12 protein-coding genes and 1 pseudogene are annotated in these 13,563 nt (G+C 43.0%); 5 read left to right on the top strand and 8 right to left on the bottom strand.

Annotation, left to right across the window (positions count from 1 at the left end; all coding sequences use genetic code 11):
• Positions 1-201: 201 nt before the first annotated feature.
• The 5 genes from purC to JMX63_RS13765 all read right to left on the bottom strand — a co-directional run bounded on the left by purC (position 202) and on the right by JMX63_RS13765 (position 5,721).
• Positions 202-915 (bottom strand): phosphoribosylaminoimidazolesuccinocarboxamide synthase, encoded by a 714-nt coding sequence (gene purC, locus JMX63_RS13785; RefSeq protein WP_201573020.1) that lies wholly within the window; start codon positions 913-915, stop codon positions 202-204.
• Between the two features lie 128 nt (positions 916-1,043).
• Positions 1,044-1,373: a hypothetical protein gene (locus JMX63_RS13780; RefSeq protein ID WP_227673345.1), complete on the bottom strand. Its 330-nt coding sequence runs from the start codon at positions 1,371-1,373 to the stop codon at positions 1,044-1,046.
• A 141-nt stretch (positions 1,374-1,514) separates the two neighbouring features.
• Complete coding sequence (gene dapA / locus JMX63_RS13775) at positions 1,515-2,420, bottom strand: 4-hydroxy-tetrahydrodipicolinate synthase (protein WP_101204579.1); 906 nt, start codon at positions 2,418-2,420, stop codon at positions 1,515-1,517.
• A 450-nt stretch (positions 2,421-2,870) separates the two neighbouring features.
• Positions 2,871-4,079: a metallophosphoesterase family protein gene (locus JMX63_RS13770; protein WP_201573018.1), complete on the bottom strand. Its 1,209-nt coding sequence runs from the start codon at positions 4,077-4,079 to the stop codon at positions 2,871-2,873.
• A gap of 277 nt (positions 4,080-4,356) precedes the next feature.
• Positions 4,357-5,721 (bottom strand): Do family serine endopeptidase, encoded by a 1,365-nt coding sequence (locus JMX63_RS13765; protein ID WP_406947856.1) that lies wholly within the window; start codon positions 5,719-5,721, stop codon positions 4,357-4,359.
• A gap of 968 nt (positions 5,722-6,689) precedes the next feature.
• Here JMX63_RS13765 and JMX63_RS13760 point away from each other — a divergent pair.
• Positions 6,690-8,963 (top strand): cation:proton antiporter, encoded by a 2,274-nt coding sequence (locus JMX63_RS13760; protein ID WP_201573016.1) that lies wholly within the window; start codon positions 6,690-6,692, stop codon positions 8,961-8,963.
• A 199-nt stretch (positions 8,964-9,162) separates the two neighbouring features.
• On the opposite strand, the gene tmk is transcribed toward JMX63_RS13760, so the two are convergent.
• A complete protein-coding gene (gene tmk, locus JMX63_RS13755) occupies positions 9,163-9,795 on the bottom strand; it encodes a dTMP kinase (RefSeq protein WP_201573022.1) in 633 nt (210 codons plus the stop codon).
• 187 nt (positions 9,796-9,982) lie between these two features.
• Positions 9,983-11,272 (bottom strand): endolytic transglycosylase MltG, encoded by a 1,290-nt coding sequence (mltG, locus tag JMX63_RS13750; protein WP_201573014.1) that lies wholly within the window; start codon positions 11,270-11,272, stop codon positions 9,983-9,985.
• Between the two features lie 170 nt (positions 11,273-11,442).
• On the opposite strand from mltG, the gene JMX63_RS13745 reads away from it, so the two are divergent.
• Positions 11,443-12,207, top strand: coding sequence for a DpnI domain-containing protein (locus JMX63_RS13745; protein ID WP_201573012.1), 765 nt, complete (start codon positions 11,443-11,445; stop codon positions 12,205-12,207).
• Here JMX63_RS13745 and JMX63_RS13740 read toward each other — a convergent pair.
• Complete coding sequence (locus JMX63_RS13740; protein ID WP_201573010.1) at positions 12,199-12,765, bottom strand: hypothetical protein; 567 nt, start codon at positions 12,763-12,765, stop codon at positions 12,199-12,201. The genes JMX63_RS13745 and JMX63_RS13740 overlap by 9 nt on opposite strands.
• 171 nt (positions 12,766-12,936) lie before the next feature.
• Here JMX63_RS13740 and JMX63_RS13735 point away from each other — a divergent pair, with 171 nt between their 5' ends.
• From JMX63_RS13735 to JMX63_RS14770, 3 genes and pseudogenes are all read left to right on the top strand, one after another.
• Positions 12,937-13,128 carry a DpnD/PcfM family protein gene (locus JMX63_RS13735; protein ID WP_101204585.1) on the top strand — a complete coding sequence of 64 codons (192 nt, stop codon included), beginning with the start codon at positions 12,937-12,939 and terminating at the stop codon, positions 13,126-13,128.
• A 118-nt stretch (positions 13,129-13,246) separates the two neighbouring features.
• Positions 13,247-13,450, top strand: a complete 204-nt coding sequence (locus JMX63_RS13730; protein WP_201573008.1) for a hypothetical protein — start codon at positions 13,247-13,249, stop codon at positions 13,448-13,450.
• A 3-nt stretch (positions 13,451-13,453) separates the two neighbouring features.
• Positions 13,454-13,563, top strand: a pseudogene (locus JMX63_RS14770) (transposase); the annotation flags it as partial.

Here is a 13,563-nt window from a genome sequence, read left to right as displayed (position 1 = left end):
AGCGCACCGATCATAGATAGAATATCTATGGTAAGTACATCATGAAGTACACTGTGGCTATCTCAGCAAGTTGAAACCTTAATACCATTAGCTCACAGCCAAAGATTCAAGTCCTCACTAGGGAACCATCTTAAATATAATGCCATAAAAAAACTGAGCACATGGCTCAGTTTTTTTTATTTTATACTACCTATCGAATGCTTATTTTAATGGCACACCAATACGGTTAGCCACTTCTTCATAAGCTTCAATCACATCACCTAGTGACTGACGGAAACGGTCTTTATCAAGTTTCTTCTTGGTGTTCTTGTCCCAGATACGGCAGCCATCTGGTGAGAACTCATCACCTAATACGATACGGCCATGGAATACGCCAAACTCTAGTTTAAAATCAACTAGGATTAAATCACCCGCATCAAACAATGCTTTTAATACATCGTTGACTTGATAGGTCAGCTCTTCCATCTTAGCCAGTTGCTCTTTGGTCGCCCAGCCAAGAGATACAGAAAGTGATTCGTTAACCATCGGATCACCTAGCGCATCATCTTTATAGAACAGCTCATACGTTGGCGGCGTCAATGCCTGACCTTCTTCTAAGCCTAAACGACGCACCAAACTACCAGCTGCAAAGTTACGCACCACGCACTCTACAGGAATCATGTTCAAGCGTTTAACCAACACTTCGTCATCAGACAATTGCTTCTCGAAATGTGTTTCGATACCAGCGTCAGACAATTTTTGCATGATAAAAGCATTAAAGCGGTTATTAACCACACCTTTACGTGCTAATTGTTCGATACGCTTACCATCAAGCGCCGAGGTATCATCACGGAAGTGCAAAATCAGAAGATCATTGTCCTCTGTTTCATAGACAGATTTGGCTTTACCTTTATACAGCAGTTGTTGCTTTTGCATTATGGGGGTTCCTGTTCGTTCAAGCTTATGTGGTAAAAACGCGCAGCTACCGCTGACTGATGTAAGATACATGGCTTGCGGCTATGATAAAAAACGCAACAGTCAGCGATATAGATAAGGGAGTAAGTTTAGTTCGAAGTGTTGCTAACAGCACGCTGAGGCTTTGGCAGCTGATACTGATTGCCTGACTCATTTTGTAGTTGGAGCGTGTTTGCCCCAGCATTAGGTGTTGAATACAAAGGTACAAAAGGTGCCGTTTCTTGGGCGGCAGGTAGCTCTATCGGTGCAAGCTTTTTGCTTTGTTGATAATCTAAGCTACCGTTGTCACGTTTACCAAGCAAGTTTTTGGTCGCTTGACAACCGCTTAATACCAAAGTGCTACCCAAAACCAAGGTCAGCATTGCTGGAAGTAGTTTGGTCGTCTTTGATGATACTGTTTTTGATGATAATGTCATCATGTTGTCTCTCTGAGTTAGCAGTTATTGCTCATGTAGGCGATTGACTTATCATTATAAGTTGACTTGCTACTAGCTCGAATATCAATCATCGAACTAGCAACAAATCTAAAATCGCCGAATATCAATTGGCTAAATATCAATTTATCGTATGTTTGCTCGAACCAATGCTTCATCGATAGTCGCATGATGCTGCTCGGCGAGCCAAACCAATGGCAGACGGATACCTTTATCGATAATGCCCATTTTATGCAAGGCGTACTTCGCTGGGATAGGGCTTGATTCGATAAATAGGTCACGGTGCAAATGTTTGACCACGTCATGGATTTTACCAGCCGCTTCAAAGTCACCACGTAAACCTGCAGAAAAAGTCTCACTCATGGCTTTTGGCGCCACGTTAGCAGTGACTGAGATATTACCTTTGCCACCTACTTTCATTAGATCAAGCGCAGTGCCATCATCACCAGATAATACAACCATTCTGTCACCAACGGCTTTGATCAATTGCTCACCGCGACCGACAGATCCTGTCGCATCTTTGATAGCAACGATATTATCGATGTCACACAAACGCTCAACCGTTTCTTGAGCGATATCAACCACTGTACGTCCAGGCACGTTATACAGCATTTGCGGTATATTTACGGCTTTGGCAATGGCTTGATAATGCTGGAATAAGCCTTCTTGTGGTGGCTTATTGTAGTAAGGAGCGACTAGCAACGCACAGTCCGCACCTGCATCGGCAGCATCCTGAGTCAGCTTGATGGCTTCCATCGTGTTGTTGGCACCAGTACCCGCGATGACCGGTACACGACCTTTAACATGCTGGACAAAATAGCGAATGACATCGCTATGCTCTTGCATAGATAGGGTCGCTGATTCACCAGTAGTACCAACAGCCACAAGGCAGTGTGTGCCCTGCTCGATCTGCCAATCTATGAGATCTGCGAGACGTTTATAATCGACCTTACCGTCAGGGTGCATGGGCGTTACCAAAGCTACCATTGAGCCTTGTAGTCGGGTTTTGATCTCGTCGTATGCTGTGCTCATAACCGTGCCTTACTGTATTATCCTAGCTTTTATTAAAGCTGTCACATGATAGGTCGTTTGCAAGTGGCCATTGCTTTGTGTGCGTTGATAAACGCTGATGGCGTAACTTACTTGATGTTAATGCTGCGTCTCTACTTACTATAATAGCGTTTGTATCATAGATGATTATATCTACGATATCAGTATCGTGATGGCCATCTACCAAGAGTAATAGGCCTGCTTACTAACCGACAGAAATATAATAATAAGAGTGCTCGTTAGTGTAGCATATTTTGATTTGACCGCTATCAATCAATTGGCAGTCAGCACATAATTTTAGTACCAAAAAACATGTATTACTTTTCGCTTAAATTTATAGAATTTGAACTAAAACCTTGTAGATGAATACTTACATCATTAAAGGAGCAGTTTAGCGCAATCAACGTACGCTGATAAGTCTCTTATGTAATATTAACGAATCGTCAACACATCGATAGTAGGTCGATAGAATCGAAAAGGCAACCCTCTCGTACCGATGCCGCTACTCACAAATATCTGTGCACTTGCATGTTGATATAAGCCGCGCTGCTTACCCATACGACTGTTATATAGCAATGCTGATTGCTCACTACTACGTCGAATATCGTTTTGTTTTTGAGCAAGCAGGATATTTTTTTGAATAGCCTTAGCAGCGCCTGTTATCAACAAAGGGCGTGGTTGTAAAGATTTTGGCAGATCACTGATACTATCAAATCGTGATGCTAAGATAATCACTGGACTGGCGGCATTGGCAATCTCCGATCCAAGCATTGCTTTATCAGTCGCCTCTGACGTTTCAATATCTGTAGATTGCTTGGGCACATCTTGCCAACCGCAAAGCACCGCTACTAATGAATTTGTATTCGAGTTTTCTTGCTCAACACTGTCTTGATTATTAGTTCGATAAGTCGACTGATTGACGACTAACTGCTCATTTGTCGCTCTTGCACATTTGAGTGGCAGTGACGTACATTGCTGATCGATATAGTTAATATCGAGTACATCAAAAGTACTAGCCAATGTATCTTCTAATAATGGCTGACCTTGCTTGGTCGTATTCATAGACTGATAACGCAAGTCCGAGGTACTCATGACTGTATAAACAGGTTTATTTACCCCCTTGAACAGCATTAACTGACCCACTAAATCTGCACTTGGGTAGTATAGCCAGTCCCCAGTAATCAGTACGGCATCTGCTGACAAAGCATTGATAGTAGAGACCAGCTTGCGAATATGACGCGGCTTACCACCGTATATCCCTATACGCAAATCTGCCAATACGGCGACTTTGAGCGGTGTAGACAAATCTAAGTCAATAGAATGATGCTCTAGTCGTAAGCGGTTGGGTTGTACAATGACAGTATAAAAGTATAAACCCATCGTCAATATTGCCATCAGTACAGCAGGTAGTGATAGCTGCGCTAACATCGGTATCAAGTCCTGTGACCAAACCATGATAAGCAATATCGCCCAAACAGGCATCGTGTAAGCGGCATAATACAGTGCGAGCTTCACCCAAATGCGCATAAAGCGCTTGGTAGGATTGGCATTGAACGTTTGTAGCCCTGACCACAGTGCAATGTACGCTAGCAATGCTGCTGACGTCGTTGTAATAAGCGTATGTAGAGCGGGGTCAGTCATAATTACCTAGCGGTTGCATAATGGTACGAGCCTACTAAGCGACTCGGCCCACCTTAGAGCGTATTGATTGATCAATAACTCACTTAACGAATGGATTGCTGTTGAGGTCTTACTCTTGGCTGTTTGATAAAAAACCAAACATTATAGAGGTCGACCTCCATGATAGACAAGCACAATTATTGACGTGCGCGCTGCCTTTATACCCTGCACCGTAATCTGAGTTACATTATTAGTGACATTAACAATCACATTAACAGTCACACTTTAATCATGACATTTACTCAATACGTAGACCAATAATAGCAGGAATACCTTGGCGTATAACTTCTATAGTGACCACGCCTTTTTTAGGAAGAGATGAGATAGCACCTGAAAAATCTGCCACTGTTTCGATCGGCTTTTGATGAAAGTTAGTGATGACATCACCTGCCAGAATACCTGAGCGCGCGGCCAGTCCAGTAGGATCCACTGTGGTAACCAATATGCCCGTTTTATTATCGACAGCGATTTCTGCTTGTTCATCCGCCGTCAAATCGCGTAAACGCAAGCCCAATTGTACATCATCATTTTGCTCATCACCGCTCTGTGCTCTTACATCATTGGGCGCATAAGCGAGCTTACCGTTAATCACCATCTGCTTACCGTTACGCTGAATCCGTGCACGGAAGGGGTCGCTTGGACGCGCTCGGTTGAGCAAGTTCAGCAAATCTGATGCCTCCATGATTTGTACGTCATTGTATTGCAAAATGATGTCACCAGGTTTTAGGCCTGATTTTTGTGCTGGTGAATCTGGTGATACACGAGTCAGTAAGGCACCTTGAGGGCGCTCTAAATTATAAGCCTCGGCCAGATTGCGATCGATATCTTGTGGATAAATTCCTAGATATGCACGCGCCACTTCACCATCATTTTTTAGCTGCTCATAAATGTCCATGGCAGCGTCAATAGGAATAGAGAATGACAGTCCCATATAACCGCCAGTACCACTAAAAATACGCGAATTGATTCCAATCACTTCGCCGCGCTGGTTAAATAGTGGCCCGCCAGAGTTACCCGGGTTTAATGCCACATCGGTTTGGATGAATGGCACGCTCGTTTCACGCGAGAAGCTACGCGACTTGGCACTGACAATACCAGCAGAGGCTGAATAGTCAAAACCAAATGGCGAACCGATTGCTAATACTGGCTCCCCTACTTTTAGACCACTTGAGTCGCCGATAGGCAAGGCTGGAAATTGACTGCCCTCAACTTTTAGCACGGCGACATCTGAGCGCTCGTCACTACCGACTAAAGTTGCATCAAGCTCGGTTCTATCATTGAGCGTCACAGTGATTTTGTCCGCACCTGCGATGACATGATGGTTGGTCAGCATATATCCATTGGAAGTAATAAAAAAGGCCGTACCATAAGCATGTTCAATCGCTGGCGTCGCGACTCGATCAGGGATGCGTAGACGATCACCAAAGAACTGACGCAATACTTCAGCAGTCTGAGCTTTAGCAAGCTCGGCCTCACTAATCGTTTTGGTGACATTGACACGTGCCACTGCTGGCGTGACTTGTTGCACCAAACCAGAGAAATCAGCCGTAGTGACTGCAGCCTGAGCACTGTTTATCGTCGTGACATTAATACTAGCAAACATCGCGGTACTAACAGCAAGTGCCAGCGCACTACGTTGTAACCAGCGCTGCATATTAGCAGTGGTCTGTCCTTTGAACATATTGATAGGCATTTTGTGTCCTCCATATGAGTAATCGCTGTTATTAACAGCCACGTTATGATTGTCAGCGATAGCGACTACACCAAGCGGCATGCCCCTATTCGTTACTATTTGGTGAAACTATATTCTTTTATCTATTTATCTTGTCTATTTATGCGGCACAGCACTTTTATTCGAACTTATGGTCATAGCTATTTAGCCGTTACTTTACGCTTATTTTTATCACTACTCACTACTTGAATACTTATAGAGCGCTTGTCTTTAGAAGATGGTTAATAGTGTAGAACATGATTAATAGCGTCTTATAAAAATAAATACTTTCAACGTTCAGTATATGACATTTCATAGCGCCAACACTATTATCCTATGCGTGACGTGCATGCCCTACGTAGCTACTGTATGATAAATAAAAACTTGAAGTATTGTGCTGATGCTTTTTGCATAGTGCAGGATAACCCAAGGCAGCGTTATTTCATATGGGCTTCGTATACTTTCGTGGCCGTGACATAGCTTTTTAGCAGGTACGGCTTACATCAGCTTGAAATAAAATCATGGTATGATGTCAAACCAAATATTTTACTAAACAAACAAAAGTTAGCTTGTATATGAGGCTATTTATTACGACCTTATTAAACTGGCTATCATCACTCTTGTTTTCCATCTTTTGCATTTCTAGCGTATTGTGATTTATCTAGAAGCGCTTTTGTCTTTGCTACTTTATAGTAGTTATATCATATCTAGCTTATGTTGTGACTCATGAGGGCTATCAGTGCGATGGCTTGGCTACAACAGAAACGGATAACAACTTATTGTTAAATAAACGGTAGCGACTATCTTATAACAGCTATCGATAGATATAAAATATGACAAGATTATAAAAGGATTAATTTATGGATACCGCCCTTTTGCTATCCGGCGTGGTTGGGATTGGCATTGCCGCCCAATGGTTGGCTTGGTATTTAAAGCAACCATCCATTTTATTTTTATTACTGATTGGTATTATCGTCGGGCCAGTGCTGGGTGTATTTGACCCAGACTTGGTGTTGGGCGAGCTGATGTTTCCTTTCATCTCTTTGGGCGTAGCGATTATCCTATTTGAAGGATCGCTAACGCTAGAGTTCGATGAGATTAAGCAGCATGGTACCGTGGTACAAATGCTGGTATCGGTCGGTGTACTGATTACCATTGCTATCGTGGCCCTATCGACTTATTTACTATTCGATGTCGATCCATTGATTGCTCTACTCTTCGGGGCGCTAGTCTGTGTGACTGGTCCGACGGTCATTATGCCGCTGCTGCGCAGTGTACGCCCCAACAAAACCATTTCCAATATCTTGAAATGGGAAGGTATTATCATTGACCCAATCGGCGCTATCGCTGTGGTATTAGTCTATGAGTACATTATCTCAGGCGGCGAAGCCAGTAGTATTCTACTGTTTGCTAAGATTGTCGTATTGGCAACGGCAATGGGTATGGCGGGCGCTTGGCTACTTGCATTCCTTATGCGTCGTCATATGATTCCTGAGTTCCTACGTAATGTTTTTACCCTAGCATTTGTACTGGTGTTATTTTCGATATCAAATCATCTAGAACATGAATCAGGCCTATTGACCGTCACAGTATTGGGTGTGGCATTGGCAAACTGGCCAAAATTCCCACGTGAGACGATTTTAGAGTTCAATGAATCGTTGACCATTTTGCTGATTTCAGTGCTGTTCATTATTCTGGCGGCGCGTGTAGAGCTAGCAAGTTTGCTCAGCGTTGGTTTTGCAGGGCTAGTGCTGCTCGCTATCGTGATGTTTGTCGCACGTCCATTATCAGTCTGGGCATCAGCTATCGGCTCTAACCTTAAGACCAATGAAAAGCTGATGATTAGCTGGATTGGCCCACGTGGTATCGTTGCCGCTGCCATCTCATCCCTGTTTGCGATTCGTTTGCAAGAGTATGATATTCAAGGCGTAGAGCTACTTGTACCTCTGGTATTTATGGTCATTATCGGTACGGTCATGATTCAGGGTCTAGGTGCAAAAGTAGTCGGTAATTTACTTGGCGTACGTGAGCCTGAGACCAATGGTATCCTTATCGTTGGCTCAAACCCAATTGCACTATTGATTGCTACCTCTCTAAAAGATCAAGGTTTTGACGTCATCGTTGCGCACAATAACTACACCAATATTGCACGCGCACGCATGAGCGGTCTGCGTACTTACTTTGGTAATCCCATCTCTGATCACGCAGATCATCATCTGGATCTGATCGGTATTGGTCGCTTGTTTGCAATGAGTATGGACAAAGAAATGAACACGTTGTCCGAGATTCACTATCGTCATGAATTTGGTGAGCGCAAGCTATACCGTCTTAAATTCAGTGACGAAAAAGTCAAAAGCGAGCGTGATGACAAGCAATCGAACTTTCATTCACAGTGGCTGTTTGGCAAAGATGTGACCTATACCAAGCTTGCCAGTATGCTGTCCAAAAAAGCTCGAATTAAGATTACCAACATTACCGATAGCTATAGCTTTGAGCAGTATAAAGCGGATAATAAGCAGTTCGTACCGCTATATACGGTAGACAAAGAAGGCAAACTGCACGTTATCACCGATAAGTTTGACGGTACTGTCCCTCGTGACCGTAAGCTTATATCGCTAGTGGTAGACGATGAAGTACAGCCGAAGCCAGTCGATGTAACGCCTAAGCAAGAGCAGGCTCGTATGGCGGCTGATGCTAACTTTGAATCTAACTCAAAAGCCCCTGAAAAGCGTAAAGAGCAGGAGCCTAGCCCTGATGACAGTCAGACAGCAGCGCCAGAGTCTTCGGTAGATAGTGACAAAAATGATGAACAAAGCACTGCTAATCAGTCATCAACTACCCAAAGCAGTAGCACCGAGACTAAGTCACCTTCTAGCACTACTGTAGAGAAAAGTGAGCCAGTAGAAGAGCCAAAAACGTCTGCTACTACTGTGGATAATAAAGGCGTCATGTCTGCAAACTCGACAGCGACTTCGAAGACCAAAACCTCTACGAACAGTAATGGCAATGGTAGTGCGCCTAAAAACAAAAAAGGGGCGCTTGACCCAAATCGTCTACCTGACTCTGCTCAGGATAGCGACGCCTCTATCGCTACTACTGAGGATGTAAAAGTAGATAAGCCAGACGAAAAATAATATGTTTTGTTATCTGCTTTATTGACTTAAAGATAAAATATTTACCTTAATAAAAAGCCCCAACAATATGCTGGGGCTTTTATTGGTGCTAACTGGCTAACTGGCTAACTGGCTAACTGGCTAACTGGCTAACTGGCTAACTGGCTATCGATACATCTAACTGCCTTATAAATCTACAAACCTACTTAGCAAAATTTAATTATTTGATATCGAATCTGTCTATAACTGTCTTCCATATACGTGCACTCACATCATCCGTACTGCCCGATGCATCAATACGCTGTATGCGCTCAGGATACTCGCTCGCAAGTTGACTAAAACCAGTATGCACCCAGGTAAAAAACTCGGTAGCTTGCTGCTCAAAACGATCTGCTGCACTGCGCTTGTTGGCACGCTTCATGCCCTCTGCTACTGGCAAATCCAACCACAATGTCAGCTCAGGAAGCTGCGTCACAAATTGTTTGATAAGCATATCGATTTTGCCGCGTACCAGCTCGTCGCCATACGCACGTCCAAAGCCCTGATACGCAATAGTAGAGTCGGTAAACCTGTCACATATCACCCAAGTACCATTTTGGAGCGCTGGTAAGATGACTTGCTGCATATGATCACAGCGAGCCGCAAACAATAGCAGCAGCTCAGTATCGTCTTCGATATCCGTCGCTGGGTCCAATAATATGTCACGCAATTGCTCGGCAAATGGGCTACCACCTGGCTCACGAGTACGCAGATATGGAATGCCTTTAGCTTCTAAGCGCAAACACAAATGTTCAATCGCGGTAGTTTTTCCCACACCTTCAGTGCCTTCAAAACTAATAAAGCGGCCTAACATAGGTGCCGTCTCCGTATTTGGAGCACTTGATTCAGGTAGATTCGATGATTGTATGCTGTCATGTGATGGTGTTGCGCTAGTGTGCATAGATACTGACATGATATGACCTTATGTCATTGATGAGCACTACCTCTACTTTGTAGCGCTCAATAAACGATAAGTTTTTTAAGAAGATTAAGAAGGAATATTACTGCGGCGGCGTTTGAGATTTTTTCTCACGCATGACACTGAGATAGTCTTTTACCGCTTGATTATGCTCAGCCAAGCTATTGGTAAATTTGTGCCCACCATTTCCCGTTGCCACAAAATACAATGCTTCACTATCGGCAGGATGTAAGGTCGCTTCGATAGAGGCCGCTGATGGTAGCGCAATTGGCGTTGGCGGTAAACCATCAATTTGGTAGGTGTTATAAGACGTCTTTTCATTGATGTCTTTGCGGCGGATATTACCATCATAACGACTGCCCATACCATAGATAATAGTCGGGTCCGTCTGCATACGCATGTTTTTATTCAAGCGATTTCTAAATACGGCAGAGACTAAAGGACGCTCATCAGCAACGCTGGTCTCTTTTTCAATAATAGACGCCATCACTAACGCTTCATAAGGACTCTTATAAGGCAGATTCGGCGCACGATTTTCCCACGCATCAGTCAGTACCTGCTGCTGACGCTTATACAAGTCAGTCAATACTTTTTTATCGCTGGTTCCTTCACCATAATAATAGGTATCAGGCGCGAACCAACCTTCAAGATTATAGTTAACAATCGGGTCACTGCTATTAGCCACACTATCTGGCAGTACACCCGTCAAATCTAGTGCTTGGGCAATACTCGCATTGTCACTATCTGCGGTCAGTACTTCTTTTTCGATTTTGTCATTGTCACGAAGCGCTTGGTAAAGGTCTTTAGATGTCTTGCCTTCGATGATTTGCACTTTGACCATGGCCGCTTTTGCGCCTTGACCTAGTATCTGTAGCGCCTCAGCGATAGTCGGGTTTTCGGGTAATTGATACGTACCAGCATGCAACGGCGCATCGACTTGTGATTTGATATACAGCTTGGCCACGCCTGCCGAAAACAGCGGAATCTGCTGCTGCCACTGCGGTAGTAGACCATAATAGGTCTGACCTGGTTCAATCGTGACCATTTGCTGCGGCTGCTCGATACGACCAAACAACGTCTGATAAACCATGACCAAGAAAAATGCAGCAATAAGCCCCAATACTAGCAGCACTTGATAGCCGCGTTGCATAAAAAACGATGGGTTATTGACTTTATATTGACGCGGTTTACTGTTGCCGCTGATGAGCGAGACGTTGGTTGCTGGCGTTGCTGATGTGTCTTCCACCTCATCTACCACTGGTTGCGCGTCCGGCAGCGTGGTATCGACACGCTCCTCGACTGTGCCATCTTGTTTGTTTGACGGCGACTCATTGGGACGTTCAGGTGGTATATTGGGTGTAGGCTTGCTCATGGCAACTCGCGAGGCAGATGTTTGCTAGAATTTAGCACTGAACCGTGCGATTTTCAATGGTATTTGCTTAGCTTATGAATTATCTTGCTCTTGATAGCAGTTTATATGGCTTAATACTTATGCCTTTTTTTCAGTATTCTCAGCTTATCTATTAATAATGAAAATATCTTATGAACCTACATTTCAACCAAAGTCTTGCTAAAAACTATCACTCTGAATCTCAAAAAGTTCGTGTACTCAGCGAAGCATGGGTAAAAGAAAATAGTTACTGCACCAATTGTAGCGCTCAATCGCTAGCTGAGTTTGCTAATAACAAACCTGTTGCTGATTTTTATTGCGAAAATTGTAATGAGCAATATGAGCTGAAAAGTAAAAAAGCCAAGTTAAGCAGTGTTGTCAATGATGGTGCTTATAAGACGATGATTGAGCGTATCAATAGTAAGGATAATCCCAGCTTCTTCTTTTTAACCTACTCAAAAGAATACACCGTCAATAATTTTCTGATTATTCCCAAGCATTTCTTTACACCCGATATTATTGTTAAGCGTAAACCCTTATCAGTGACGGCAAAACGAGCAGGTTGGGTTGGTTGCAATATTGACTTACGCCAAGTACCCGAATCAGGCAAAGTGTTTTTGGTCAAAGACCAACAAGTTATACCGCGTGAAAATGTCACCCAACAGTTCCAAAAGACTTTATTTTTACGCAAGCAATCTATGGCTTCACGCGGTTGGACACTCGATGTCTGGCAATGTATCGACCGTCTCGATGTCAGTTTTTCTCTCAATCAAGTTTATGCTTTTGCTAGTGAACTGCAGCTCAAACATCCTGAAAACAACCACGTAAAAGATAAAATTCGCCAACAGTTACAAGTACTACGAGATAAAGGCATCATTGAATTTGTAAGCCGTGGTCATTATCGAAAGTCATACTAGTCGCTTCTCATTATAATACTTAGATCTTGGCTGTCCTTTTTTGTCACGGTATACATCGGCAATCAGCTCATCTCTATCATCCCATAATGGTAATCGCGCAGTAGCCACAAGACGCTGATGAAACTTATGCGCTGGATACTCCCAATCAATCTCATCATTAATTTTGAAAAAATGCTCCTCACGATAGTCAATATAAGCATGCAATCGATTACGCACATAGCGATTCCACTGCCATAACAGCTGTACCGAGTTGCGTACAGGTTTGGTAAAAGGAATGAGATTAACCGTCAATGCACACATCACCAATTCATCATTAGGAATAACATCGATACCCTGCTCGATGACTTCTTCTCGCGTATGCGCATACTCAAACATACCTCCAAAAGCCACAAACCTTTTAAGGTCTTTTAAATATATGACACCAAAAGCCAATTGAGTATAAGGCGACAAATGCACGATTTCATTAGGCTTAGCTTTGGCCAATCTACAAATTTCATCAAACACCATCAAACGTCTGATTTGTATTGGAACTCTTACTTTTTCATATATGGAACGCATTCGATATTGTCCTTTTAACCATGTCTATTGAAAAAAGATCATTGATCGATTTGCTTTATGACACAAGTCTGCGTAACAAAAGACGATCACTTCTTTTGATGGCTTTTGCTAATCTACTTGGTATTGATGACTGAAGTGATATACGAGAACTTTTAATTGTTGAGAATATCTATGATAAAGACAGGCGGTTCAAATACTTATCAAATAGAAGTAATCGAAACGATGAGTGCACTTATAGAAGTGGTTGCAGAAGATGGTGAAACTGCTCTACTAAAAGCACAAGAAATATATAGAAGCGAGGATATTATTTTAGAACCTGATGATATGCTTGATACTGAATTTATTATCTTTGGCGTAGAATAGAGTGAGTAGCTAGCTCAAACCAAAAGTAGCTCTCAGTACTTATGAACCTTAATGGATAAGCGTGTAGATAATAGTAGAGCGCTGGCTCTTAACCAGTACATTCAATAATGGTCTGACATTGAAAAATAATAAAGTCCAGTCAGTCAATAAAGGTCAGTGGGACAAGCTTGTCAGTGACAATGATGCTTACGTATTTACCTACGAATGGCTGTCTACTGTACGAGAAAAAATGGCAGATAATGCAACTTTATGGGTCAGCGGTACACACCGGGAGTTTCCTAAAAACTGTGTAACTGCTTATAATCCATTAACAGGAGAATAAGCAATGACGACTCAATCTGACATTAAAAAACTGGCCGAGCAAATGGCTGGTAGCATGAACAGCTTCGATGACATCAAAGACTTTCAGAGGCAGCTCATGCAATCTTTTATCGA

The sequence above is a fragment of the Psychrobacter nivimaris genome (genome assembly GCF_904846365.1).
Classification (GTDB): domain Bacteria; phylum Pseudomonadota; class Gammaproteobacteria; order Pseudomonadales; family Moraxellaceae; genus Psychrobacter; species Psychrobacter nivimaris_B.
This window is presented reverse-complemented; position numbering and strand designations above follow the sequence as displayed.

Bases quoted from the DNA above. Each gene is read 5' to 3' on its own strand.
- purC (WP_201573020.1), bottom strand. From the start codon at position 915: ATGCAAAAGCAACAACTGCTGTATAAAGGTAAAGCCAAATCTGTCTAT.
- JMX63_RS13780 (WP_227673345.1), bottom strand. From the start codon at position 1,373: ATGATGACATTATCATCAAAAACAGTATCATCAAAGACGACCAAACTA.
- dapA (WP_101204579.1), bottom strand. From the start codon at position 2,420: ATGAGCACAGCATACGACGAGATCAAAACCCGACTACAAGGCTCAATG.
- JMX63_RS13770 (WP_201573018.1), bottom strand. From the start codon at position 4,079: ATGACTGACCCCGCTCTACATACGCTTATTACAACGACGTCAGCAGCA.
- JMX63_RS13765 (WP_406947856.1), bottom strand. From the start codon at position 5,721: ATGTTTGCTAGTATTAATGTCACGACGATAAACAGTGCTCAGGCTGCA.
- JMX63_RS13760 (WP_201573016.1), top strand. From the start codon at position 6,690: ATGGATACCGCCCTTTTGCTATCCGGCGTGGTTGGGATTGGCATTGCC.
- tmk (WP_201573022.1), bottom strand. From the start codon at position 9,795: ATGTTAGGCCGCTTTATTAGTTTTGAAGGCACTGAAGGTGTGGGAAAA.
- mltG (WP_201573014.1), bottom strand. From the start codon at position 11,272: ATGAGCAAGCCTACACCCAATATACCACCTGAACGTCCCAATGAGTCG.
- JMX63_RS13745 (WP_201573012.1), top strand. From the start codon at position 11,443: ATGAACCTACATTTCAACCAAAGTCTTGCTAAAAACTATCACTCTGAA.
- JMX63_RS13740 (WP_201573010.1), bottom strand. From the start codon at position 12,765: ATGCGTTCCATATATGAAAAAGTAAGAGTTCCAATACAAATCAGACGT.
- JMX63_RS13735 (WP_101204585.1), top strand. From the start codon at position 12,937: ATGATAAAGACAGGCGGTTCAAATACTTATCAAATAGAAGTAATCGAA.